This is a genomic window from Halomonas sp. TA22 (assembly GCF_013009075.1).
GTDB lineage: Bacteria > Pseudomonadota > Gammaproteobacteria > Pseudomonadales > Halomonadaceae > TA22.
In genome coordinates, this window is the sequence record NZ_CP053108.1 from 1,747,482 (window position 1) to 1,772,078 (window position 24,597).

Annotated in this window: 25 protein-coding genes; 7 read left to right on the plus strand and 18 right to left on the minus strand. The window is 63.0% G+C overall.

Features of this window, described 5'->3' with window-relative positions:
- Nucleotides 1-9 precede the first annotated feature (9 nt).
- Together HJD22_RS08150 and dapA are read right to left on the minus strand one after the other, a co-directional pair.
- Entirely contained in the window at nt 10-981 is a 972-nt protein-coding gene (locus HJD22_RS08150) for a lipoprotein, NlpB (RefSeq protein WP_248730168.1), read from the minus strand.
- Nucleotides 982-1,029: 48 nt separating this feature from the next.
- Nucleotides 1,030-1,914 (minus strand): 4-hydroxy-tetrahydrodipicolinate synthase, encoded by an 885-nt coding sequence (gene dapA / locus HJD22_RS08155; protein ID WP_208656517.1) that lies wholly within the window; start codon nt 1,912-1,914, stop codon nt 1,030-1,032.
- Nucleotides 1,915-2,139: 225 nt separating this feature from the next.
- Between dapA and HJD22_RS08160 the strand changes: the two genes are divergently transcribed.
- A complete protein-coding gene (locus tag HJD22_RS08160) occupies nt 2,140-2,613 on the plus strand; it encodes a peroxiredoxin (protein WP_208656516.1) in 474 nt (157 codons plus the stop codon).
- A gap of 42 nt (nt 2,614-2,655) precedes the next feature.
- Here the strand turns inward: HJD22_RS08160 and HJD22_RS08165 are convergent, their stop codons facing one another.
- Together HJD22_RS08165 and HJD22_RS08170 are read right to left on the minus strand one after the other, a co-directional pair.
- The gene (locus HJD22_RS08165) at nt 2,656-3,753 is read right to left on the minus strand and encodes an AI-2E family transporter (protein WP_208656515.1); all 1,098 of its coding nucleotides are present in this window, start codon (nt 3,751-3,753) and stop codon (nt 2,656-2,658) included.
- The gene (locus tag HJD22_RS08170) at nt 3,750-4,001 is read right to left on the minus strand and encodes a sulfurtransferase TusA family protein (RefSeq protein ID WP_208656514.1); all 252 of its coding nucleotides are present in this window, start codon (nt 3,999-4,001) and stop codon (nt 3,750-3,752) included. Before HJD22_RS08170 ends, HJD22_RS08165 begins: the two co-directional genes overlap by 4 nt.
- Nucleotides 4,002-4,176: 175 nt before the next feature.
- Between HJD22_RS08170 and HJD22_RS08175 the strand changes: the two genes are divergently transcribed.
- Nucleotides 4,177-5,628 carry a M48 family metalloprotease gene (locus tag HJD22_RS08175; RefSeq protein ID WP_248730169.1) on the plus strand — a complete coding sequence of 484 codons (1,452 nt, stop codon included), beginning with the start codon at nt 4,177-4,179 and terminating at the stop codon, nt 5,626-5,628.
- 9 nt (nt 5,629-5,637) lie between these two features.
- Here HJD22_RS08175 and nadA read toward each other — a convergent pair whose 3' ends face one another.
- On the minus strand, nt 5,638-6,669 hold the full coding sequence (gene nadA / locus HJD22_RS08180; protein WP_248730170.1) for a quinolinate synthase NadA: 1,032 nt from the start codon (nt 6,667-6,669) through the stop codon (nt 5,638-5,640).
- Between the two features lie 329 nt (nt 6,670-6,998).
- On the opposite strand from nadA, the gene HJD22_RS17970 reads away from it, so the two are divergent.
- On the plus strand, nt 6,999-7,127 hold the full coding sequence (locus HJD22_RS17970; protein WP_302051014.1) for a hypothetical protein: 129 nt from the start codon (nt 6,999-7,001) through the stop codon (nt 7,125-7,127).
- Between the two features lie 110 nt (nt 7,128-7,237).
- Here HJD22_RS17970 and HJD22_RS08185 read toward each other — a convergent pair whose 3' ends face one another.
- The 10 genes from HJD22_RS08185 to HJD22_RS08230 all read right to left on the minus strand — a co-directional run bounded on the left by HJD22_RS08185 (nt 7,238) and on the right by HJD22_RS08230 (nt 15,641).
- The gene (locus HJD22_RS08185) at nt 7,238-7,909 is read right to left on the minus strand and encodes an HAD family phosphatase (protein ID WP_208656588.1); all 672 of its coding nucleotides are present in this window, start codon (nt 7,907-7,909) and stop codon (nt 7,238-7,240) included.
- Between the two features lie 71 nt (nt 7,910-7,980).
- Nucleotides 7,981-8,970 (minus strand): D-glycerate dehydrogenase, encoded by a 990-nt coding sequence (locus tag HJD22_RS08190; protein WP_208656587.1) that lies wholly within the window; start codon nt 8,968-8,970, stop codon nt 7,981-7,983.
- Between the two features lie 10 nt (nt 8,971-8,980).
- Nucleotides 8,981-9,964 (minus strand): sugar kinase, encoded by a 984-nt coding sequence (locus HJD22_RS08195; protein ID WP_208656586.1) that lies wholly within the window; start codon nt 9,962-9,964, stop codon nt 8,981-8,983.
- Between the two features lie 51 nt (nt 9,965-10,015).
- A complete protein-coding gene (locus tag HJD22_RS08200) occupies nt 10,016-10,222 on the minus strand; it encodes a hypothetical protein (RefSeq protein WP_208656585.1) in 207 nt (68 codons plus the stop codon).
- A gap of 212 nt (nt 10,223-10,434) precedes the next feature.
- Nucleotides 10,435-10,788, minus strand: a complete 354-nt coding sequence (locus tag HJD22_RS08205) for a hypothetical protein (RefSeq protein WP_208656584.1) — start codon at nt 10,786-10,788, stop codon at nt 10,435-10,437.
- Nucleotides 10,789-11,011: 223 nt separating this feature from the next.
- The gene (fba, locus tag HJD22_RS08210) at nt 11,012-12,076 is read right to left on the minus strand and encodes a class II fructose-bisphosphate aldolase (protein ID WP_208656583.1); all 1,065 of its coding nucleotides are present in this window, start codon (nt 12,074-12,076) and stop codon (nt 11,012-11,014) included.
- 123 nt (nt 12,077-12,199) lie between these two features.
- Entirely contained in the window at nt 12,200-13,372 is a 1,173-nt protein-coding gene (locus HJD22_RS08215) for a phosphoglycerate kinase (RefSeq protein ID WP_208656582.1), read from the minus strand.
- Between the two features lie 34 nt (nt 13,373-13,406).
- A complete protein-coding gene (locus HJD22_RS08220; protein ID WP_208656581.1) occupies nt 13,407-14,453 on the minus strand; it encodes a type I glyceraldehyde-3-phosphate dehydrogenase in 1,047 nt (348 codons plus the stop codon).
- A 98-nt stretch (nt 14,454-14,551) separates the two neighbouring features.
- Nucleotides 14,552-15,274, minus strand: coding sequence for an LrgB family protein (locus tag HJD22_RS08225; RefSeq protein WP_248730172.1), 723 nt, complete (start codon nt 15,272-15,274; stop codon nt 14,552-14,554).
- Nucleotides 15,267-15,641, minus strand: a complete 375-nt coding sequence (locus HJD22_RS08230; RefSeq protein WP_208656579.1) for a CidA/LrgA family protein — start codon at nt 15,639-15,641, stop codon at nt 15,267-15,269. The genes HJD22_RS08225 and HJD22_RS08230 overlap by 8 nt, the downstream gene beginning before the upstream one ends.
- Nucleotides 15,642-15,842: 201 nt before the next feature.
- On the opposite strand from HJD22_RS08230, the gene HJD22_RS08235 reads away from it, so the two are divergent.
- Both HJD22_RS08235 and HJD22_RS08240 read left to right on the plus strand, forming a co-directional pair.
- Nucleotides 15,843-16,046 carry a hypothetical protein gene (locus tag HJD22_RS08235; RefSeq protein ID WP_208656578.1) on the plus strand — a complete coding sequence of 68 codons (204 nt, stop codon included), beginning with the start codon at nt 15,843-15,845 and terminating at the stop codon, nt 16,044-16,046.
- Between the two features lie 191 nt (nt 16,047-16,237).
- The gene (locus tag HJD22_RS08240) at nt 16,238-17,290 is read left to right on the plus strand and encodes a class I fructose-bisphosphate aldolase (RefSeq protein ID WP_208656577.1); all 1,053 of its coding nucleotides are present in this window, start codon (nt 16,238-16,240) and stop codon (nt 17,288-17,290) included.
- 76 nt (nt 17,291-17,366) lie between these two features.
- On the opposite strand, the gene tkt is transcribed toward HJD22_RS08240, so the two are convergent.
- Nucleotides 17,367-19,364 (minus strand): transketolase, encoded by a 1,998-nt coding sequence (gene tkt / locus HJD22_RS08245; protein WP_208656576.1) that lies wholly within the window; start codon nt 19,362-19,364, stop codon nt 17,367-17,369.
- Nucleotides 19,365-19,729: 365 nt separating this feature from the next.
- Between tkt and metK the strand changes: the two genes are divergently transcribed.
- Together metK and HJD22_RS08255 are read left to right on the plus strand one after the other, a co-directional pair.
- A complete protein-coding gene (gene metK / locus HJD22_RS08250; RefSeq protein WP_208656575.1) occupies nt 19,730-20,950 on the plus strand; it encodes a methionine adenosyltransferase in 1,221 nt (406 codons plus the stop codon).
- A 272-nt stretch (nt 20,951-21,222) separates the two neighbouring features.
- Nucleotides 21,223-22,152 (plus strand): LysR family transcriptional regulator, encoded by a 930-nt coding sequence (locus HJD22_RS08255; RefSeq protein ID WP_208656574.1) that lies wholly within the window; start codon nt 21,223-21,225, stop codon nt 22,150-22,152.
- A 9-nt stretch (nt 22,153-22,161) separates the two neighbouring features.
- Here HJD22_RS08255 and HJD22_RS08260 read toward each other — a convergent pair whose 3' ends face one another.
- Together HJD22_RS08260 and HJD22_RS08265 are read right to left on the minus strand one after the other, a co-directional pair.
- Nucleotides 22,162-23,562 (minus strand): MmgE/PrpD family protein, encoded by a 1,401-nt coding sequence (locus HJD22_RS08260; RefSeq protein ID WP_208656573.1) that lies wholly within the window; start codon nt 23,560-23,562, stop codon nt 22,162-22,164.
- 2 nt (nt 23,563-23,564) lie between these two features.
- Nucleotides 23,565-24,593 (minus strand): serine hydrolase, encoded by a 1,029-nt coding sequence (locus HJD22_RS08265; protein ID WP_208656572.1) that lies wholly within the window; start codon nt 24,591-24,593, stop codon nt 23,565-23,567.
- Nucleotides 24,594-24,597 lie beyond the last annotated feature (4 nt).

Here is a 24,597-nt window from a genome sequence, read left to right on the forward strand (position 1 = left end):
GCTCAGGCCTCAGCGCAGCATGGCCGCCAGCGTGTCGAGCAACTCGCGGGAGTCCTCGGCAGAGAGCGGCTTGTTACTCTCGTTGATCACCCGCACCTCGGTCCGCTCGGGCCCGGTCTCCTCCAGCGCGAGACGCAGCCACTGCGCGGTCTGACGCACGTCGGCACTGAACACGATCGAGAAGGCGCCGCGATTGCGCTCGCTGACGGTCATGTATTCGATCAGGAAGTCACGTGTGTCAGCGTTGCTCTCGAGCAGCAGCTGTCGGCTCTCCTCGACGAAGTTGCGCTCGAGTTGGTAACCGAGCTCGCTCCACACGCGCTGGGCGTCGGCATCGACCGTCATATACCACTCATCGCCGCTGCGCTCGAGGCGAACCGACTCCTGGCGTTCGCTGGCGCGCTGCCGCTGGGAGGCGAGTGCCGACGCGCTGGCGGTCTGACTCTCCGCCATCAGATAGCCATCCAGCGCATCCAGACATTGCGGCTGGGTCACACCGCCCTGCTCGCAGCGCACCTCGCTGACACCGGAACGTAGCCCCGACCTCACCCTCAAGGTACCCTGATCGGTCGTCAATACACCTTGAGCAGGGTCGCTGCTGACAATGCCCAGCCCCTGACGACGCGCAAAGTCTTCCAGTTGCGGCCAGACGGATCCGGGCTCGGCATCGATGATCAGCCAGCCTTCCTGGCCGGCATCGCGGCGTTCGACGAACCTATGTTGACTGCCGCTCGCCACCGCATCGGGACGTGGCACTCGGAAGCGCCCCTCCGGTGCGACGAACTCGTTGCGCGCCTCGGGGATGGGCATGGCGTCACGATAACGACTGAGGTCGCGCGTGTCGGGCAACACCAGTGGCCTGCTGGGCTGCGCGGTGGTGTAGTCGATGTTGCGGTCGTGATAGTAGCCATCACGTGAGCAGCCAGCCACGACGAGCATCACCGAGACGGCCAGCGGCATCCATTTCAACGCAGGGTTCATGCATCCACCTTAATTAACGAGCCATGGAGAGCCTAGCTTGGCTCGGGGTCAATCTTCGATAACGCCTGCCAGTTGCAGCGCCTCGCTGACCGTGGAGTGATACTTCTCCGAGAGCCAGGTCATCGGCAGGCGGATGCCCGCTTCGGCATACCCCATGCGGTTGAGTGCCCACTTGACGGGGATCGGATTGGACTCCACCCCGAGCTGGGTATGCAGCGGCATCAAGCGAGTATTGATTGGGTGCGCGGTATCGGCATCGCCGGCGATAGCGGCCTTGCACAGGTCGTGCATGGCGCGCGGCGCCACGTTGGCGGTCACCGAAATGTCGCCATGTCCACCCATCAGCATGAAGTCGCAGGCCGTACCGTCGTCACCGGAGTAGAGCTTGAAGTCGCTGCCTTTGAGACGCTGAATGAGATCCTCGGCACGCTCGAGGTTGCCGGTGGCATCCTTGAGACCGATGATATTGTCCACCTCGGCCAGACGCAGCACAGTCTCGTTGTAGAGATCCGAGCAGGTGCGTCCCGGTACGTTGTAGAGAATCACCGGCAGATTGCCGCCCTCGGCCACCGCTTTGAAGTGCTGGAACAGGCCTTCCTGGGTCGGCTTGTTGTAGTAGGGGCACACCGAGAGGCAGTAGTCGGCGCCCACTTCTTTGGCGTAGCGGGCAAGCTCCACCGCCTCGGATGTGGCGTTGGCACCGGTGCCGGCGATCACCGGAATGCGGCCGGCCACCTCCTCCACCACGGTACGAATCACGTCGAAGTGTTCGGCAAATGACATGGTGGTCGGCTCGCCGGTCGTACCGGCGGCAACGATGCCATCGGTCCCGTTCTCGAGGTGGAAGTTGACCAGGCGGCGCAGTGCCGGCCAATCGATCTCTCCCCCCACCTTCATCGGCGTCACCAGGGCGACGATACTGCCTGTGATCATGCTCTCTTTTCCTCTATGAAACCTTGGCCCGCACTCGACCTTGCCCAGCGTGCGGTGCTTCTTAGGCGTGCACCCAGGGGGTAGATGGTACTCAGGCCGCGAAAGCCTGTACAGAACCCGCCGCGACATCCGGCGGTACTTTACAGATGACGGTCAGTTGCGTGTAATCGCCTGACATTTTCCAGCCACTCCACTTCGCGCCACACCAACTAGCAGGAGCCATTCATGAGCGTCACCCTCGGCCAACCCGTTCCCGACTTCACCGCCAGCGCCACTGGCGATACCAGCGTCACGCTTGCCGAGCTCAAGGGCAGGCAGGTAGTGATCTATTTCTACCCCAAGGCCAGCACGCCGGGCTGCACCACCGAGGGGGGCGACTTCCGCGATCGCAAGGAAGCATTCGAGCAAGCCAATACGGTGATCCTCGGCGTCTCCCGCGATGGCATCCGCGCCCAGGAGAACTTCAAGGCCAAGCAGGGCTTCAACTTCGACCTGATCTCCGACAAGGACGAAGCGGTGTGTCAGCTCTTCGACGTCATCAAGCTCAAGAAGTTGTATGGCAAGGAGCACCTGGGCATCGAGCGCAGCACCTTCCTGATCGATGCCGATGGCAAGCTCGCCCGGGAGTGGCGTGGCGTCAAGGTGGCGAGGCATGTCGAGGAGGTGCTCGCCGCCGCCCAAGCGCTCAACGCCGGCTGAATCTCACGGCCCCGCCAGGCGGGGCCAATGCATGCACCAAGTTCACTCCTCGGCGGTCTCCAGCACCACGCGCTTGCTGCGACTGTCGATGCCCCTTGGCCAGGCCTGCACCAGTGCCTTGAGTAGCGTGGCCAGTGGGATGGCGAAGAATATTCCCCAGAACCCCCAGATGCCACCGAAGAACAGCACCGCCAGGATGATCGATACTGGATGCAGGTTGACCGCTTCGGAGAACAGGATCGGCACCAACACATTGCCATCCAGCGCCTGGATGATGCCATAAGCGATCAGTACATAGACGAACTGGTCGCTCATGCCGAAATGGAAGCCTGCCACCGCCGCCACTGGCAGGGTCGCCACCGCCGCGCCGATATAGGGCACCAGCACCGACAGCCCCACCAACACCGCCAGCAGCGCCGAGTAGGGGAGCCCGAAGAAGGCGAAGGTGAGAAAGGCGACGGTGCCGACGATCATGATCTCGATGAACTTGCCGCGCACGTAGTTGGCGATCTGGTCATCCATCTCGTTCCAGATGCGTGTCATCAGCGTGCGCTTCTGCGGCAACAAGGAGAGCATGAAACCCACCAGCTGCTCGCGATCCTTGAGCATGAAGAAGACCAGGATCGGCACCAGCACCAGGTAGATGATCAATGCCAGCACATTGCCCAGTGACGCCAGCGACAGCGTCAGCGCACGCTGTCCCAGTTGGGTCATTTCGCGCCCGGCCACGCCAATCCAGTTCTGGATCTGATCGGGCGTCACCAGGTTAGGGTAACGCTCCTGCAGATCGTCTAGCAGCAGCTGACCGCTGGCGAACATGCGCGGCGTCTCCTGCACCAAACTCACCAGCTGATTCCAGATCAATGGCATCAGAATCAGGGCCATCGCCAGCAGCAGCCCGATGAAGCCTAGGAAGATCAGGATCACCGCCAGCAGATGCGGCACGCCACGCCGGATCAGGGCGTTGACTGCCCCCTGCAATAGAAACGCCATCACCAGGGCGGTGAAGAACGGTGCCAGCATGCGCCCCAGCCAGATGACTGCCGCAAAGCCCAGCACCAGAACCACCAGCAGGATCACTGCCTCCTCGTCGGAGAAGTAGCGCTCGACCCAGCTCTTGAACAGCTCACGCATGGTCATGCCGAGGCGACTCCCGGTCCCTTGCGGATCCAGAAAAGGTAGACCCCTTTACGCTCCTCGCGGGCAGTCATCTCATGCTCGCTGTGGGCAATGAAAGTTTCGAAATCCCGCCACGAGCCGGCATCGGTGGAGCGCACCTCCAGCAGCTGACCAGGGGCGAGACGCGAAAGCGCCTGTTTGGCCTTGAGCAGCGGCAAGGGACACGGCAGGCCGCATGCATCGAGCAGATCATCGGTTTGCATGACCATGCTATTCTCCCGGAAGTGAGTGACTAGGATTGCAGATAACCATAACGGGCCAGAGTTCCCATACCAAAACTCCCGCCATCTCTTTAGCATAGGGTTTGGAATCTACAGGCACTTAGCCAGCCGAATCAATGTCCGAGTCATGTCGGCCATGTTGCACCACACCGTGAGGATGGAGATGACGCACTTCTGGAAGCCCTGTCTTGTCGCTTGTGGCCTGCTACTGTCCACCTCATCGCCGCTTCAGGCAAGCAGCATGGACGACTATGGCCTGCCCCAGCTCAGCAGCGCCGGGGCCGGCTCGTCAAGCGTCGAGGAGTACCGCCTGGGGCGCGCCTGGCTAAGGCAGTTCCGCGCCCAGGCCTCGATCTGGCAGGACCCGATCACCCAGGATTACGTGGAAGCGCTGGTCGCTCACCTGCTTCCCCATAGCGGGCTTCCCGATACTCGCATCAGCGTCGCCCTGGTCGAAAGCCGGATGCTCAATGCCTTCGCCGTGCCCGGCGGCGTGATCGGCGTCAACTCCGGCATGTTCGCCTTCGCCGAGGGGGAGGCGGCCTTCGCCTCGGTGATCGCCCACGAACTCGGCCACCTCTCCCAGCGTCACTACGCCAGGCGCCAGGCACGTGCCGAACAGACCCAGATACCCACCATGGCAGCGATGCTCGCCGGCATGCTGATTGCGGCCGGTGGTGGCGGCGATGCCGGGATCGGCGTGGTAATGGGCTCCCAGGCGGCCTTCATCCAGGATCAGCTGGCCTACTCGCGGCGCTTCGAGGAGGAGGCCGATCGCATCGGGCTGCAGGCCATGGCGCAGGCCGGCTACGACCCCGAGGCCATGGTGCGCATGTTTCGCGCCATGCAGCGCATGGCCTCGCTGCAGGGCGGTAACCCGCCGGAGTTCCTGCTCACCCACCCGGTGACCGAGACGCGCATCACCGACAGCGAGGCGCGGGCCAGCCAGCTTACGCCCCGCTCCCCCCGCGACAGTGGGCCGCACTATGACCTGATCCGTGCTCGCGCCCTACTCGCGGTACACTCGAGCAACCCAAGCCAGGCCGCAGCGCGCCTGGCGCAGAGCAACCCCAGCGCCCACGTCACCCGCTATCTCGACGCCCTGGTCGACGCCGAGCGCGGCAACATCCAGCGCGCCCTGAGCGAACTGGACTCACTGGCAGGCGAGCTGCCCGACCTGCCGATGATTCCGGTCAGTGCCGCCGAAGTGGCCTTCGATGCCGGCCAGTACGACGAGGCCATCGAGCGGGCACGCCGTGTGCTGAGACTGATGCCGGACTACATGCCGGCCAGCCGCCTGCAGGGCGAAGCGCTGCTACAGCGCGACCCGGAGCAGGCCTATCGCGTGCTGCGCGAACTCAGCGAGCGACGCGCCGAGGATCCTTATGTCTTCGCCCTGCTCGCCGAAGCCGCCGGCCGAAGTGGACGTGACGGCCTGGGGCACCTAGCGCGTGCCGAGCATCTGCAACTCACCGGGCGTATCGACAGCGCCGTGCGTCAGCTCGACGTGGCCAAGCAGGTGGCGCAGCGTAGCGGAGACACCAACCTGGCGAGCCGCATCGAGCAACGCCGCAAGGATTTCCTCGAATATCGCAAGTCCCTGGAGCAGTTCTGACCTTCGCCGCTACTGCTGGAAATCGAGCATCCGTTCCAGCGGCTTGAGCGCCCGGACCCGCAGGGCGTCATCAACGAAGATCTCGCCGCTGCCTTCGCGCAGGGCGCCAGCCAGGTTGTCCAAGCCATTCATTGCCATCCACGGGCAGTGCGCGCAGCTCTTGCAGGTGGCGCCGTTACCCGCGGTGGGTGCCTCGAACAGGGTCTTGGCGGGCACCGCCTGCTGCATCTTGAAGAAGATGCCACGGTCGGTGGCCACCACCAGCTTGTCGTGGGGCAGCGTCTTGGCCGCCTTGATCAGCTGCGAGGTGGAGCCCACCACATCGGCCAGCTCGACCACCGAGCCGGGGGACTCCGGATGCACCAGGATCGCCGCATCGGGATAGAGCGCCTTGAGGTCGAGAAGTCCCCTGGCCTTGAACTCGTCATGAACGATGCAGGCGCCATCCCAGAGCAGCATGTCGGCACCCGTCTTGCGCTGAATATAGCCACCCAGATGCTTGTCCGGCGCCCATAGGATCTTTTCCCCCCGCGCCTGCAGGTGCTCGATCACCTCCACCGCGATCGATGAGGTCACCACCCAATCGGCACGCGCCTTCACCGCCGCCGAAGTATTGGCGTAGACCACCACCGTGCGCTCGGGGTGTTGGTCGCAGAAGGCAGCGAACTCATCGGCCGGGCAGCCCAGGTCGAGCGAACAGGTCGCCTCCAGGGTCGGCATCAGCACGCGCTTCTCGGGCGAGAGGATCTTGGCGGTCTCGCCCATGAAACGCACCCCCGCGACCACCAAAGTGGAGGCGTCGTGGCGAGCGCCGAAGCGCGCCATCTCCAGCGAGTCGGCAACGCAGCCGCCGGTCTCCTCGGCAAGCTGCTGGATCGCATCGTCGGTATAGTAGTGCGCCACCAGCACGGCATTGTGGACCTGCAGCAAGTGCTTGATCTCTGCAATGCGCTGTTCATCCTGAGCGGGAATCCGCGTCGGGCAGTAGGCTCGCGCCAAGAGTTCGCGCACCTCGGCACGCTGGGTAATCATCGTCGTCATCGTGTCTATCACCGTGACTGGCGGGGGCTCCCCCCGCATGTATCAGACATGTCATCGAGGGCCTCTATGGCATCTCGCAACACTCCTGAAGGCGCAACAAGGCGGCTCCCGCCTCGTGGCCCCGCGTTTAATTCTACTCCTAATACGCTGGGTTTTGATCCCTTTTCGGACCGCTGCCGGCGCCACACGAAAGCGCCCCGGCCCTGACTCACCTGCAAGAGAGGCAGGAGAGCCGAGGAACCGGGGCGCAATCGATAATTTGGTGGGTCGTGTAGGATTCGAACCTACGACCAATTGGTTAAAAGCCAACTGCTCTACCAACTACCAACATGGGTAACGAGTTCGGTGATGACGATTTCGATACCGATACTGATACCGAATATGAAAACGAAGAGGAAGAGTTCACCTTCGATGATGAAGGCGACGATACCGCTACTGATCAGGAACAGAGCTGGTAATAGCCTCTTTTAACTAACTGCCCAAGGAAGGGCGGCGGATTCACTTAGAGTCCGAGCGGTAAGGAAGCGTCCAACCGCTTTCGGCAATGCCGGAAGCGGTTTTTCTATGGTTAAGCAGCTACCTCATTGGCAAGCTTGGCAATCACGGCTAGCAATTCGCTGGCATGATGGATGGCGATGGCTCCCTTGGGGGTCGTTTCGCTCTCAGGGAAATGGTTGAGGTGAATCACCTGCATACCTGCCTGAAGCCCGGCCGCCACTCCCACGACGGCGTCGTCGATCACCACGCAGCGCGAGGGGTGGTAGTCCATCGCTTCGGCCGCTTTCAGGTAGAGTGTCGGGTCAGGTTTCCACACCCCCAGTGTGTAGGCACTGAAGAGCCTGTCGTCGAAATGATGGGCAAGTCCCACACTCTCCATCGCACAGCGGATCTTGCGTTCGGGGCCGTTGGAGACCACCGCCAGAGGGTAGTTGCTCAGAGCTTGCAGGGCGTCCGGAATACCGGCGATTGGCTGCAGTGATTCGCGCATGCGCTGCTCCATCAATTCACGCATGGCGCGCTCAAGCTCAAGGCGGCATTCATCCTCGAGTGGTATATGGCGTGATTCCAGCTCAAGAACGATAGTGAGAAAGCGCACACCCCGGAACTCCTCCATGTACTGCCTGGCGGTGAAGGGCAGGCCGAAGCGCGGCAATACCTCGGCCATCACCCCGGCGAGCATGATCTCGCTGTCGACCAGGGTGCCATCGGAATCGAAGAGCAGGCAGAGCGGTGCAGACATGCAAACCTCACGTGATGGTGATTGGGTGGCTCCATCCAGCATAGCAGGCGAGGGCTTGGGCGCTCGCGAACTCAGCGTCGCTGACGATTCTCCCAGACGCTCTCGTTGACCAGGCTAATCGGGCGCTCGCCCCTGAGGGCCAGGCTGATGTTGTCCACCGCACGCTGCGCCATGGCGGTGCGAGTCTCATGGGTGGCCGAGCCAATGTGCGGCAGGGCGACCACATTGCGCATATGCGGTAGTGGCGAATCGCTCCCCAAGGGTTCTTGCTCGAAGACATCAAGACCTGCCGCCTTGATCGCGCCCTCCTTCAATGCGGCGATCAGGGCCGCCTCGTCGACCACCTTGCCGCGGGCGATATTGATGAAGATCGCCGAGGATTTCATCAGCGAGAACTCACGCTCGCCGATCAGCTGCTCGGTGTCGGCGGCCAGCGGTACGGTGACACAGACGAAATCAGCCTGCTGCAAGAGCTCGTCCATCTCGCAGCGTCTGGCGCCGAGCTCGGCTTCCAGCGCCGGTTTGGGTGAAGCGTTGGAGTAGAGAATAGGCATACCGAAACCCAGCGCGCCGCGACGGGCGATAGCAGCTCCGATCCGGCCGAGACCGATCATGCCCAGTATCTTGCCATGCACGTCATTGCCAAACTGCGCCTCGCCGATGTTCTCCTGCCAGTCGCCACGGCGAATGAATTCGGCAAGTTCCACCACTCGCCGCGCCGACGCCATGATCAAGGCAAACCCGGTATCGGCGGTGGTCTCGGTGAGCACGTCAGGGGTATTGCACAGCAGGATACCGCGGTGGGTCATCTCCTCCAGCGGATAATTGTCATAGCCCACCGAAATGGTGGCGACGGCTTCAAGCTTTGGCGCTGCGTCGAGCAGGGCGGCAGGTATTTTCAGGCTCGAACCGATCAGGCCGTGAGCATTGGCGAGGGCGGTGCGGAACGCCGGATCGTCGGCCGAGTCGAGTTCGACGAAATAGTCGACCTCGAAGTCGCGCCGCAGCTGCTCTAGGTGGCTATCCTGCAGGCGCCGAAACGCCACGATACGCTTTCTCATGGGAACTCCTTCAATCCAGGGGAGGCAGGCCAGCTTCCAGTTCGTTCAATCGCGTACGGCTGGGCAGGCCCTCCATGTCACCGATCACTTGTACCGCCTGAGCACCGATCAGGTTGCCACGGCGTACGGCGGCACGTGGCGAGAGGCCGTCGAGCAGTGCACTGACCATGCCAACCGCAAAGCCGTCGCCGGCGCCTACGGTATCCACCACCTCGTCGACTTCGAATCCGGGGACGGTGAAGCTCTCATCATGCTTGGCGAGGTTGCCGCGATAGTAGCTCCCCTCTGGGCCGAGTTTGATGATTACCGCCTTGGCACCCTGGTCGAGATAGAAGCCGGCAATGTCGTGGGGCGTCTCCAGTCCAGTCAGCAGGCATCCTTCGGCGAGGCCCGGCAGTACCCAGTCGGCTCGTGCGGCCATGGCGTTGAGTGTCTCGCGCATCTGCCGCTCGCTCTCCCACAGCATGGGACGCAGGTTGGGGTCGAAGGAGATGGTGGCGCCGCTGTGGCGTGCTTGATCGAGCATGTGCCAGGAGAGCTCCCGGCAACTCATTGATACTGCGGCGGGAATGCCCGTGGCGTGCAGGTGGCGCACGGCGGCGAAATCCACCTGCTGCGCATCATCAGGCGAGAGGTGGCTGGCGGCACTGCCACGACGGAAATACTCGACGCGGGGGTCGGCCCCTCCCTCGGCACGCTCCTTGAACATTAGCCCGGTGGGGTGCTGCGGGTCGGCCAGCAGATGGCGACAGTCCAGCCCCTCGGCCTCAAGCGTGCGGCGGATATAGGTACCGAAGCTGTCATCGCCGACACGGCTCAACCAGCCGACGTGAAAGCCGAGTCTGGCCAGGCCGATGGCGACATTGGTGTCGGCGCCGGCGATGCGCCGCTGAAAATGCTCGACGCCTGGCAGCTCACCCGGCGTGTCGGCGACGAACATCGTCATGGCCTCGCCGAAGGCGAGTATCTCGGGCGAAGCGGTGTGCGTCTGCATGAAGCCTCCTGTCATGGTCATTTCAATCAGCGCCGGTGGAGCCGCGCGGGATCAGCCCGGCATTGAAGGGGATGTATCTTGGCGGTGAGGCCTGAAGAGGGGATGCCAGGCGCCAGGGGTGATACGCGCCTGCATGGCAGCAGAGAGGCGCTCGCGCTCGGCGCCGAAGTAGCGCGGTACGCTGGTCTTGGAGACGCCTGTATCGCTTGCGACCTCGAGCAGCGTGGCGCGACGGTGGCGACTGAGGCTCTCTGGCAAGGGACGTTTGCTCTGAATGGGAACGTTCCCATAGTAGTGGCAGGCACCCAGTCCAGCAACTGGCTGTCACTACACCTTAGTCGAGTTCCCTAATGTCAGAAGCCGCTCAACTCCCTGCCATTAAGGAGATATCTGATGCAGTGAAGGCGAGGATGCCGAGGGGGAGAGCATCGAAGTGGCACCGGAAGCGGCCAGCCCTGAATGAGCGCCTGTCAGCGCTTGGAAAGACGCTTGGAGTTGGCGCTACTGCGGCGATGATAGGGCGTCATCATGAGGCGGCTGGTGACCCACCATGGAGCGTGTTGACCGGAGGCCATGCCGAACATGGCTTTCTGCATCTCAAGGCCCATCTCCATGCTCGCCTCGAGCTTTTCGGTCACCATCTTATGGTTCTCTTTCATCATCTTGGCGCTGGTGGGGGCCTGGGTATACCAAAGGTTGTTGCGCATGGCGATGGTGGAGAGGGAGGTGGACCAAAGCTCGAACGCCATCACCCCGACCTTCCAGACATCGAACATCGCGGCAGGAGTCATGGGGATGGTGGGGATATCAGTAGATTTGCTCATGTGAAATACTCTTGGAAGAAGAAGGGCAAAGAAAAATCGCCAGCTCGATGCACTGACTACAGTGTTAGAGCAGTTTTTGCTGTGTCGCAATAGCCTATGTTGCACCGCATCAAATTGTTACGTTCTTGTCGACCCAGGCTGACGCTGTCTGCATCTCGCCTACCGGCGTTCGAACGAAACAAACGGCCACCAAAGTGGCCGTTTCTCATCGCTTGCAGCGCGATCAATTCACTCGCGGGTCCAGCTCGCCGCGCGCGTAACGCTCGAACATCTGCTCCAGCGTGATCGGCTTGATGCGGCTGGCGTTGCCGGCGGTACCGAACGCCTCGAAGCGCGCCACACAGACGCCATGCATGGCGGTGACGGTCTCCTTGAGGAACTTGCGCGGGTCGAACTCCGCCGGATGCTCGGCCAGAAAGCGGCGCACCGCCCCGGTGGAGGCCAGGCGCAGGTCGGTATCGATATTGACCTTGCGTACGCCATGCTTGATGCCTTCGACGATCTCCTCGACCGGCACGCCGTAAGTTTCGGGGATTTCGCCACCGTAGGCGTTGATCACCTCGAGCCACTCCTGCGGTACCGAGGAGGAGCCGTGCATCACCAGGTGGGTGTTGGGAATGCGCGCGTGGATCTCCTTGATACGCGAGATGGAGAGCGTGTCGCCGGTGGGCGGCTTGGTGAACTTGTAGGCACCGTGGCTGGTGCCGATGGCGATGGCCAAGGCATCCACCTGGGTGGCCTTGACGAAGTCGGCGGCCTCTTCGGGGTCGGTGAGCATCTGCTCATGAGAGAGCTTGCCCTCGGCGCCGATGCCATCCTCCTCGCCGGCCATGCCGGTCTCCAGGCTGCCCAGGCAGCCAAGCTCACCCTCTACCGACACCCCGCAGGCATGCGCCATCTCGACGGTACGGCGGGTGACGTCGACGTTATAGGCGTAGTCGGTCGGGGTCTTGCCATCCTCGCCCAGCGAGCCATCCATCATCACCGAGCTGAAGCCCAGCTGGATGGAGCGCTGGCATACGGCGGGGGAGGTGCCGTGATCCTGGTGCATGACCACCGGGATATGCGGGAACTCCTCGATAGCCGCCAGGATCAGGTGGCGCAGGAAGGGCGCGCCGGCGTACTTGCGCGCACCGGCGGAGGCCTGGACGATGACCGGCGAGTCGGTCGCGTCGGCGGCTAGCATGATGGCGCGCATCTGCTCGAGATTGTTGACGTTGAAGGCCGGCACGCCGTAAGCGTACTCGGCGGCGTGGTCCAACAGTTGGCGCATGCTGATCAGTGCCATTGACTCACCTGTCTCTCTTCGCGGGCTAGCGATAGGCTAGCGGTCCGTCTGGCTAGGTTGCTACGTGATAACGGCGTGGCACGATGGCCACGCCGCATGGTCCGGCATGTGTCGCTGCGAACGTTACTTGGCGGCCTCGAAGGCGGCTTCCAGCGCGGCCACGGCCGGCAGGGTCTTGCCTTCGACATACTCGAGGAAGGCACCACCGCCGGTGGAGATGTACGAGACCTGATCGGCGATGCCGAACTTGTCGATGGCCGCCAGGGTGTCGCCACCTCCGGCAATCGAGAAGGCCGGACTTGCGGCGATCGCCCGGGAGATCACCTCGGTGCCCTTGGCGAACGAGTCGATCTCGAACACACCGACCGGCCCGTTCCAGAGGATCGTACCGGCGCTCTTGAGCATGCCGCCCAGGCGTGCAGCGGTCTCGGGGCCGATATCGAGAATCATCTCGTCATCGCTCACCTGGTCAACCGGCTTGACGGTGGCCTTGGCGGCTTCGGAGAACTCGGTTGCCACGACCACGTCGCTGGGCAGCGGAATCTCGACCTTGGCCATGAACGCCTTGGCTTGATCGACCAGGTCGGCCTCATACAGCGACTTGCCGACATTATACCCCGCCGCGGCGATGAAGGTATTGGCGATGCCGCCGCCGACGATCAGCTGGTCGCACTTCTCGGAGAGCGCGTTGAGTACGTCGAGCTTGGTGGAGACCTTGGAGCCGCCGACGATGGCCAGCATCGGGCGTGCGGGGATGGCCAGCGCCTTCTGCAGCGCATCGAGTTCGCGGGCCAGCAGGGGCCCCGCGCAGGCGGTGGGGGCGAAGCGCGCCACGCCGTGGGTTGACGCCTGGGCACGGTGGGCGGTGCCGAAGGCGTCCATCACATAGATGTCGCACAGTGCGGCGTACTGCTGGGCCAGGGCCTCGGCATCCTTCTTCTCGCCCTTGTTGAAGCGCACGTTCTCGAGCAGCACCACCTCGCCATCGGCCAGATCGAGGGAGACATCGAGATAGTCGGCGATCAGGCTGACGCGGCGCCCAAGCAGCTCGCCGAGGTGCTCTGCGACCGGCGCAAGCGAGAACTCCTCGGCCGGCTCGCCTTCGGCGGGACGTCCCAGGTGACTCATCAGCATTACCTTGGCGCCGGCGTCGCGGGCGGCCTCGATGGTCGGTAGCGCGGCGCGCAGACGCGCATCGCTGGTCACCTTGCCGTTCTTGATCGGCACGTTCAAATCTTCACGGATCAGCACTCGTTTGCCGGCAAGATCGAGATCGGTCATTTTGCGTACGTTCATTGGCGTATCCCTCGCGTTGTTGAATGGAGACGGGTTATGACGGCCGGCCAGGGGTATCGAGCCGCGCCAGCTGCCGTGCGACGTCGAGCATGCGATTGGCGAACCCCCATTCGTTGTCGAACCAGCACAGCATCTTGATCAGGCGACCACCGGCGACACGGGTTTGAGTGGCATCCACGATACCCGAGCGCGGATCGTGGTTGAAGTCGACCGAGGCCACCGGCTCCTCGGTGAAGCCGACCAGTCCTTGAAGGCGTGTGGCGCAGGCCTCGCGCAGCAGGGCGTTGACCTCGCCAGCCGAGGTGTCGGTGCGTACCGATAGCGCCAGGTCCATGGCCGAGACGTTGATGGTCGGCACGCGCACGTGCAGGCACTCGAAACGTCCCGCCAGGTGAGGCATCAGGCGATTGATGCCGCGTGCAAGGCCGGTATCCACCGGCACGATGGAGTGCATCGCCGAGCGCGCCAGTCGCAGGTCGGTCTGGTGGTAGGCGTCGATCACCGGCTGATCGTTCATCGCCGAGTGAATGGTCGTGGTGACCCCATGGTCGATCCCCAGCGCATCGTCGAGCACGGTGAGGATCGGCACCAGGCAGTTGGTGGTGCACGATGCCGCCGACACGATACGGTGATGGGCGGCGAGCTCGGCATCGTTGATGCCGCACACGATGGTGGCATCGACATCGCTCTCGGCGGGCTGCGAGAAGAGTAGACGTCCGGCACCCGCCGCCAGGTGAGTCTGGGCCACGTCGCGGCGGCTGAAGCTGCCCGAGCACTCCAGCACCAGGTCGACCTCGAGTTCGCGCCAAGGCAGCTGGGCGGGGTCTGGCTCGGAGAGCACACGAATCATGTGGCCATTGACCTGCAGGTGACCTTTCTCCTGACTTACCTGACCGGGAAAGCGGCCATGGGTGGTGTCGTAGCGAGTCAGGTAGGCGATGGTATCCAGCCCAGAGAGCTCGTTGATCGCCACTATCTCAAGTTCGTTCTCAGGCTCGGCCCCGTCGTGGCGCTCGAACAGCGCGCGCAGCACGCATTGGCCGATACGACCGTAACCGTTGATGGCGATGCGATAGGCCATGATTCAGGCTCGTGCGGTGGATGAGATGAAACACGGAGGAGCGCGATTCTAACGTAAAACGACGCTCACCGCTGCATCAGGCAGGCGCATGGCATGACTCACAAGCCGAACCAGCGCCAGGCCAGAGGCAGGAGTAGGGCGCTCAAGATGCCGGTCAGGCTCATGCCCAGCGACGCGAAGGCGCCAGCGGCAGGCCCCAGCTCGAAGGCGCGTACCGTACCGATGGCGTGACCGTTGACGCCGAGTGCGAAGCCCAGCACACGCGGATCGTCGATCTTGAATCGCCTGGCCAGCAGATCCACGCAGATCGTCGCCATGACCCCGGTGATCAGCAGCCCTCCCATCATCAGCGGTATGGAGCCGCCGAGCTGCTCGGTGATGCCGATGGCGATCGGCGCAGTCACCGACTTGGGCGCAAGCGAGGCCATCACCTCATGCGACGCGCCCATCGCCCAAGCCAGGGCAACGGCGTACAGCGCCGCGAGCAGCGCCGCCGGCGGCAGGCTGATCAGAATCGGTCGCCACAGTGCACGGATATGCGGCAACTGTTGGTAGAGCGGCACGCCAAGTGCCACCGTGGCCGGGCCCAGCAGCAGCATCAGCCAGCCGGCACCGCGGCGATAGTCGACGTAATCGATCGCCAGCAGCCACAGGGCGGAGGCGGTCAGCAGCGCGCCGATCAAAACCGGTGGGCACCAGCTCGGCCGGCCGAGCCGTTGAAATAGGCGCATGCCGGCAAGATAGGCGGCAAGCGTCAGGGCAATGGCGGGCAGTGGTGTCGCCAGAAGATGCTCACGCAGTTCGATCAGGGCACTAGTCACGAGAGCTCTCCTCATCCGGTGTCTCGGCGCGAGGCATGAAGCGCAGCATCAGCCATAGCGTGGTGGCCACGCTCAGCAGCGTGCCGGCGCCCAGCGCCACGGCAACCGCCAGCCACTGGCCGGCGAACTGTTCGGCGATGAAGAACACCCCCACCACGCCGGGCATGATCAGCATCGCCAGCAGGGCGATCAGGGGTTGGCTGGCGGCGGAGATATCCTCATCGACTCGCCGTCGCAGTATCAGCCAGGTCGTCATCAGCAGCATGCCGGCGACACCGCTGGAGACCGGCAGTTGCAGCAGCGTCACCAGGGCATCGCCGATCAGCAGCAAGATCAATAACCGGAGAAAGCCACGAAGTGCAGGCATGGGAGACCTTGTGTTGTTTGGACTTGAAACTGGCCGAAGCGATCCTATTTTGCAGATTGTGGAGCCGTTGTCAGCTGATATGACGTCCGATGCTCCATGGGGTATGGCTGATGGCTACTGAATAAGGAGGTGTTCGATCATGTTCGGAGATCTCAAGCGTTTCGATAGTGCACTCCAGGGCTGTGACTGGCTACGCCAGGTGTGGGAGAACTCTTCCCGGAGCCCGACGCCACCGACATTCGTACCGGGCCGCGTGGAGGCTTCCCCCAGATCAACATCGGGCGTACCGATGATGCGATCCGCATCTATGTGTTCGCCCCGGGCCTCGACAATGGTGTGCTGACAGTCACGTTACCCAGGAAAGAGGCGCATCGTAGCCGGCGCATCGAGGTGCGGGCGGCCTGAGCCGACCCTGGCACAGCAAGCAATGACATATCCTTGCCCTCGCCTTGGCGGGGCACTTTTTTATTGGCCCGCTGCGGTTCATGATGGCAATGGACAAGCAATCTTCTTCTACTTTTGTTAGAACTGTGTGTTGATTGTTAGTGCAATGTGCTGACTTCCAGGGACCTTCAAGGAAAGAGAGGACGTAACAAATGACGGATATCGCCAAATTGCTCGGGGACGAAGCCGATAGCCTGCTTGGCCATACCTGCAGCGGTTTTCGCAAGGAGGATCTCTACCTGCCGGGCCCGGATTTCGTTGACCGGGTGATGGTGGACAATGATCGCAGCCCGCATGTGCTGCGCAACATGCAGTCGATCTTCAACCACGGGCGGCTCGCCGGCACCGGTTATGTCAGTATCCTGCCGGTGGATCAGGGTATTGAGCACTCGGCCGGCGCCTCATTTGCCCCCAATCCGATCTACTTCGATCCCAAGAACATCGTCGAGCTGGCGATTGAAGGTGGCTGCAACTGCGTGGCCTCGACGCTGGGTGTGCTCTCCTCGGTGGCGCGGCGCTACGCCCACAAGATTCCGTTCATGCTCAAGCTGAACCACAACGAGACGCTGACCTATCCGGCGGTCTACGACCAGACGATGTTCGCCCAGGTGGAGCAGGCCCACGACATGGGCTGCGTGGCGGTCGGTGCGACCATCTACTTCGGCTCTCCGGACTGCCGTCGTCAGATCATGGAGATCAGCGAGGCCTTCGAACGTGCCCACGAACTCGGCATGGTAACCGTGCTGTGGTCCTACCTGCGCAACGCCGACTTCAAGAAGGACGGCACGGACTACCATGTCTCCTCGGACCTGACCGGTCAGGCGATCCACATGGCGGCGACCATCAAGGCCGACATCGTCAAGCAGAAGCTGGCCGAGAACAATGGCGGCTACAGAGCGGTCGGCTTTGGCCACACCCACGACAAGGTCTACGATGAGCTCACCTCCGATCACCCCATCGATCTGGCCCGTTACCAGGTCGCCAACTGCTTCATGGGACGTGCCGGGTTGATCAACTCTGGCGGTGGCTCCAAGGGGCATACCGATCTTGGCGAAGCGGTGCGTACGGCGGTCATCAACAAGCGCGCCGGCGGCATGGGTCTGATCTCCGGGCGCAAGGCGTTCCAGAAGCCGATGAAGGAGGGGGCCGCGCTGCTGAACGCCATTCAGGACGTCTATCTCTCCAAGGATGTCACCATCGCCTGACGTGCCAAAGCAGCGGTGCAAACAAAAGGGCCCGGCGCAAGCCGGGCCCTTTGCGTTTAGCATCACGCGGCAGCGATCATGCTCCAGCCAGCAGCTCCTCGGCCTTGGCGATCACGTTCTCGACGGTGAAGCCGTAGTACTTGAACAGGTCGGCGGCGGGTGCGGATTCGCCGAAGCTGTCCATGCCGATGATGCGCCCATCGAGCCCTACGTACTTGTGCCAATAGGCGAAATGGCTCGCTTCGATGGCAATGCGCGCTCTTACGCTCGTCGGCAGAACCGACTCGCGATACTCCTGGCTCTGGTTGTCGAACACGTCGGTGGAGGGCATCGACACCACGCGAACCGCCTTGCCCTTGGCGGCGAGCGCTTCGGCGGCGTCCATCGCCAGGCCGACTTCGGAACCGGTGGCGATCAGGATCAGTGCCGGCGTGCCATCGCACTCTTTGAGCACATAGCCACCGCGCTCGATGGCGCCCAGCTGCTTCTTGGTACGCGCCTGGTGCGGCAGGTTCTGGCGTGACAGTACCAGTGCGGTGGGCGCGCCGTGACGCTTGATCGCGGCGTCCCAGGCCGCCGCAGTCTCCACCGCATCGGCGGGGCGCCAGGTCGAGAGGTTGGGGGTGGAGCGCAGTGCGCCCATCTGCTCGATCGGCTGGTGGGTTGGGCCATCCTCACCAAGCCCGATGGAGTCATGGGTGAACACATAGATGACCTGACGGTTCATCAATGCCGTCAGACGCACGGCATTGTGCATGTACTCCATGAAGGTCAGGAAGGTGGCGCCATAGGGAATGAAGCCGCCGTGAGCACTGATGCCGTTCATGATCGCGCCCATGGCGAACTCGCGAACCCCATAGTGCAGGTAGTTGCCGCCCGCCTCGGAGGCGCTGATCGCACGGGCGTCCTTCCAGAAGGTCAGGTTGGAGGGGGCCAGATCGGCACTGCCGCCGAGCAGCTCGGGCAGCTGCGGGCCGAGCTCGTTGAGGCAGCCAAGCGACGCCTTGCGAGTGGCGATGGTCTCGCCCTTCTGCTGGGCCTGCTCGATGAGCGCTTCACTCTTCAGGTCGACCGGCAGCTCACCCTTGAGGCGACGCTTGAGTTCGCGAGCGTCGGCCGGGTAGGCCTCGGCGTAGCGGGCCATGCGAGCATTCCAGTCTGCCTCGCGCTTGCTGCCGGCCTGGGTGGCATCCCAGCCCTGGTAGATCTCTTCGGGAATGTGGAAAGGCGCATGTGGCCAGCCAAGCTGCTTGCGCGCGGCAGCCACTTCGGCTTCGCCGAGGGCGGCACCGTGGCTCTCCTCGGTGCCCTGCTTGTTGGGGGCGCCAAAGCCGATGATGGTCTTGCAGATGATCAGGCTGGGGCGGTCGTCATGGCTGCGTGCCAGCTCGATGGCGGCCTTGACCTCCTCCGCGTTGTGTCCGTCGACATTGGGTACCACATGCCATCCGTAGGCCTCGAAACGCTTGGGCGTGTCGTCGGTGAACCAGCCCTGCACCTCGCCGTCGATGGAGATGCCGTTGTCGTCGTAGAAGACCACCAGCTTGCCGAGCTTCTGGGTGCCGGCCAGTGAGCATGCCTCATGGGAGATGCCCTCCATCAGGCAGCCGTCACCGACGAAGCAGTAGGTGTAGTGGTCGATGATCTCGTGGCCGGGGCGGTTGAACTGCGCCGCCAGGGTGCGCTCTGCGATCGCCATGCCCACCGCATTGGCCAGGCCCTGGCCCAGCGGGCCAGTGGTGGTCTCGACGCCTGGGGTATAGCCGAGTTCCGGATGACCGGGGGTCTTGGAATGCAGCTGGCGGAAGTGCTGCAGATCCTCGAGACCCAGCTCGTAGCCGCTCAGGTGCAGCAGCGAGTAGAGCAGCATCGAGCCGTGGCCGTTGGAGAGCACGAAGCGGTCGCGATCGGCCCAGCGCGGATTGGCCGGGTTGTGCGAGAGATAGTCGTTCCACAGCACTTCGGCGATGTCGGCCATGCCCATGGGGGCGCCGGGATGGCCGGAGTTGGCCTTCTGCACGGCATCCATGGATAGGGCGCGAATGGCATTGGCCAGTTCGAAACGGGACGGCATGGGTAGCTCCTCGCCTGGGGCAACTAAGCAGTGACGATTACGGATCGGCCAAAGGCCAAGGCTCCGGAGGCGTCTTGACTGGAGATCGCCGCATAGGAGCGGCGATGAATCAGGGTTCCATATTGTCGCCGAGTTGTGCGCTGGCATCAAATCATCACCGCCCGATGGCTGATATGACCGACGAGCGGCGCTGAGTGGGCACCAGCAATGCCTATGAAGCATTCGGGGGACAGTGTAAAATTTCGCTCCCGAACCCCGTAGGCATCTATCGAGAGCCCCGCAGGGGATTGCCGAGCGTCGCCTTGCCACTCGATTTGGTGTGCGATGCGGTTTGCCCCGAACGTTATCCGAGAGATCGAGGTCGCATGAGCGAATACTCCCTGTTTACTTCCGAGTCCGTGTCCGAAGGACATCCTGACAAGATCGCCGATCAGATTTCCGATGCGGTGCTGGATGCCATCATCGCTCGTGACAAGCAGGCCCGCGTGGCCTGCGAGACGCTGGTCAAGACTGGCGTGGCGATCGTTGCCGGCGAGATCAGCACCTCGGCGTGGGTCGACCTCGAGGAGCTGGTGCGCCAGGTCATCGTGGATATCGGCTACACCTCCTCGGACGTCGGCTTCGATGGCGAAACCTGCGGCGTGCTCAATCTGATCGGCAAGCAGAGCGTCGATATTGCCCAAGGGGTCGATCGCAGCAATCCCGAAGACCAGGGGGCCGGCGACCAGGGGTTGATGTTCGGCTACGCCACCAACGAGACCGATACTTTCATGCCGGCGCCGATCCACTATGCGCACCGTCTGGTCGAACGTCAGGCCGAGCTGCGCAAGAACGGCCTGCTGCCGTGGCTGCGCCCGGATGCCAAGAGCCAGGTGACGTTCCACTACGACGAGAGCGGCAAGCCGTGTGGCGTCGATGCAGTGGTGCTCTCCACCCAGCACGATCCGGAGATCAATCAGGACGACCTGCGCAAGATGGTCAAGCGCGAGATCATCGAACAGGTGATTCCGGCCGAGTGGTTGAACGACAACACCCAGTATCACATCAACCCGACCGGCAAGTTCGTGATCGGCGGTCCGGTGGGAGACTGCGGCTTGACCGGACGCAAGATCATCGTTGATACCTATGGCGGCATGGCGCGCCATGGCGGCGGCGCCTTCTCCGGCAAGGACCCCTCCAAGGTCGACCGCAGCGCCGCCTATGCCGGCCGCTACGTGGCCAAGAACATCGTTGCCGCCGGCCTTGCGGATCGCTGCGAAATCCAGGTCTCCTACGCCATCGGCGTGGCCGAGCCTACGTCGCTGTCGATCAATACCTTCGATACCGGCAAGGTCTCCGACGACAGGATCATCGCGTTGGTGCGCGAGCATTTCGATCTGCGCCCCCATGCGATCACCAAGATGCTCGACCTGCTGCACCCCATGTATCGGCTGACTGCCGCATACGGTCACTTCGGCCGCGAGCCCTTCGAGACCAGCTACACCTGGAAGGACACCAGTGGCGAGGAGCACACCGAGACCTTCACCGCCTTCCCCTGGGAGAAAACCGACAAGGCGAGTACGTTGAAGGCGGCCTCGGGCCTCTAAGTCTCGCCATGCACGAGTGCTGCCGACGCCCCTGCCATGGGGCGTCGGCATTTGTATCCAGCTGATCTAGCCATTGCCAATTGCGGCCTGGCGATCTAGGTTAAGACCTCAGTCCGAAATTGCTGCAGTGCCGAAACCCGGCATCGGCATGTGTCGGTAGCCCTCTCATCGCTCCTGAATATCGCTTCAGGCTTTCCTACTGCAGCCGCTTGGCCGGGCCAGGAGTCGTGTCGTCTGGTCCATGTGTTGAATAACAACAATGGGACATCGAAATGGAAATCAAATGGTTCGAGGACTTCCTCAGTCTTGCTCGCTGCAAGAGCTTTTCAAGGGCAGCGAGTGAGCGTCATGTCACTCAGTCCGCCTTGAGCAGGCGTATTCGCCAACTGGAGGACTGGCTCGGTTTTCCTCTTGTCGATCGCACGACGACGCCGATTCGCCTCTCCCCGCAAGGGAGCGAGTTCTTGCCTTACGCCAAGGAGCTGATCCACTCCCTCGACTGCGCACGTGATGACATCAAGTCACGCTATACCGAAGATGGCGGTGTGTTGACCTTTGCAGCACTCAATACCCTCTCATTGACCTTCTTCCCCAACTGGGTCCGCTCGATGGGCCAGCGCCATGCCGGCGTGCAGATGCGTCTGGTCGAGCCGTGCCCCTCCTTCCTGGGCACCATTTCGCCGTTGATCGAAGGACAGAGCGATTTTCTGCTGACCTATGCGCATGATTCGGTGGCATCGATGAGCGAGCTCGAGCGCTTTGCCTTCGTCGGGCTCGGCAGCGAGCGAGTGCTGCCGGTGAGCCTGGCCGGGCGTGACGGTGCGCCCCTTCATCCGGTGGAGCAGGGCGGCTCACCAATCCGCTACCTGAGTTACGGTGCGGGCACCTTCTTCGGCCAGGCGCTCAAGCGCGTGTTCGAACGCTCCCCCCTGGCACTCTCCAAGGTGTACGAAAACACCATGTCGGCCGGCCTCAAGGCGATGGTGATGGCGGGAAGCGGTGTCGCCTGGTTGCCCCATAGCCTGATACATGAAGAACTGAGCCGAGGCATCCTCGTGGCCGCGACCGATAACGAGGCGTGGCAACTGCAAGTGGAGATTCGCCTCTATCGCGCCCGCCAGGTAAGAAGTCGCTGTGCGGAGCAGTTCTGGCAGGATGTGGTCTATGAGCGCGTCCCGGTATCGCACGCGCTGACGGCATAGGCCCATGGCTCACGCGCCCAGCGTCGCCACTGGCGGCGGCGGGCTGAATGCTGCACGGAGCCATTCGAGGCTGGCCTGCTCATCCAGCTGCGACAGGCCTCGATAGAGTTCATCGCCTCTGGAGGGGGGCAAGGCGAGGCAGCAATCGGCGAATTTTGCCGCTCTATCCTGCTCATCGAAAGGATCACCGAGACTGCCGCGGGCGTGGTGACGCTCGGCCTCCAGCAGACGACCATCGCGCAGATGGATGCCGACCCAGTGAGGCAGGTGCGTTGAGCACTCAGCCTCCTGCTCGACACTGTAGTGGTGCATCGTAACGAGCGGCAGCAGCGCGCGAAGTTCGGGCCGTCGAATCGCTTCTGGCGTGAAGTCGGCCAGGCTCAGTTTCGTTTGGGCGAGCGCCAGCGCGACGCAATATGGCATCGAGAAGCGGGCCTGCATCTCATCATCTGGCTCGGGATAGGCCAGGTTGCGCGCATTGGCGACTCCTACCCTTGTCTCCACGGCCACGACCTCCTGTGCCGTGAAGCCATGTTGCGCCTTCAGCGCCAGTACCGCATCGATGACCTGGTGTGTCGAGCCACAGCAGGGGTGGCGCTTGGGCAGTACGCCTGCGCTTTCGATGCTGTGCGGGGCGTTGGGTCGTCGGTGCCCCTCGCGCAGCGCCCCCCAGCCCGGTGCCCGCGAGCCGCCGAACAGCTCCATGAACCCTTGAGGGCATTCGAGAATATCGAGCCGCCCGCTCATTTCCGTGACCGCCAATTGCGCCGCTTCCACGGCATTGCGCGCCGCGAGCCCGGCATGCAGCGGTTTGGCCAGAGTGCCGAACTGTCCCTTGGGACCGGCTGCCATACTGGTGGCCAGGCTCATGGCGCGGGCGATTCCTCTCTCCTCCAGGCCCATCAGCCAGGCGACGCCGCAGGCGCTTCCAATCACGCCTACCGTCGAGGTTGCATGCCATCCCAAGGTGTAGTGGCTGGGGTTGACGCCTTCCCCCACCAAGGCCTGTGCCTCGAGTCCGATCAAGTACGCATCGACCAGTTGTCGTCCCGAGGCGTTGCGTGCCTGAGCGACGGCCAGCAGTGCCGGCACCAGGACCGCCGAGGGGTGGGTGATGGCGGGGCGGAAGTTGTCGTCGTAGTCGAGGGCATGGGCCGCCGTGGCATTGAGAAGCGCCGCCACGGCGGGCGATGCGCGACCGCCGCCGATGAGGTCGCTTCCGGGCTGGTCGTCAGCCACGATCGAGCCGACGAAGGCCCGACGTACCGCCTGGGTCGCGGTGTCATCGCGTCCGGCGATCATGCAGCCGAGAGTGTCGGTGATGGCGTGATGGGCCAGCTCGCGACAGCGTGCATTGAAGAGGGGGCGTCCCGCTGCCCATTGGGCGATGGTTTCGATGACAGTGGGCATTTTCAGCGCCTTTTTGGACAAGCGGCAAGCAGTAGCCGCAACAAGTGGCCGAACTGGAAGCGATCCACCTGGCGGTTCGGTTGCTCGGTATCCACGCGATGCACGACGATCAGATCGAGTGCCGGCAATACCAGGCAGTAGTGGCCACCGGCGCCTTGAGCGCTGAAGGTGGCCGGCGGCACGCTGGCGCCCGGGAAGGCCACCCCATCGCGCGATAGCCACCACATGTACCCGTAGGCTCCGCGAGTTCCGGCATGGGAGTAAGGCAGCAGGCTGGTGGCAACCCAGTGCGCCGGGAGAAGCTGACGCGCCTGCCAGCGTCCGCCCTGGAGGAACAACAATCCGAAGCGGGCAAGATCTCGCGTCGACAGGCGAAACGGGTAGGCAGGATGCCGAGAGCAGTCGTCGGGCTCGAGGTGTCCGTCTTGACGCGTCTCGTCGAAGCGAAAATCCTCCATGCCCAGCGGGCGCGCCAATAGCGACTCGAAGGCGGCGTGGATGCCAAGGCCACTGAGCTGGGTATAGATGGTGCCGAGGGCGTTGAAATCCCAATTGCTGTAACACCACTTGGTATCCGGTGCCTGGGAGTGGCGTGGCGGCTTGATGGATTGCATCCATGCCGTCTCGTAGCCGGCGGGATGATAGATGCCCGAGCGAGCGGTCAAGAGATCGAACACCGTTGCCTGTTTCTCCACCTCGCTCAGTCCCTGGGTATCATCGATCCCGAGCTCAGCGAGTGTATAGGCGAGAGTGTGCGGTTCACGCTCCACCTCGAAGCCGAATAGCGCACTCAGCAAGCTCTTGCGAATCGAGTGACACATGAATCTCCGTTCAAGGTCGCCATAGGCGGCCACGATCCTGCCGTGTTGGATCACCAGCAACGCATCGGTGGCGATGGTATCGACATAGGCGAGGGCTGCGTCGAGTTCGGGACGCGACCAGCCGGCGGCCTCGCTATCCCGCAGCGTCTCCCAGTGCGGGTGCGGCCAGTCCGTGGTCGGCGATGCCGGAGGCGTTAGGTCAGGTGACATAGGA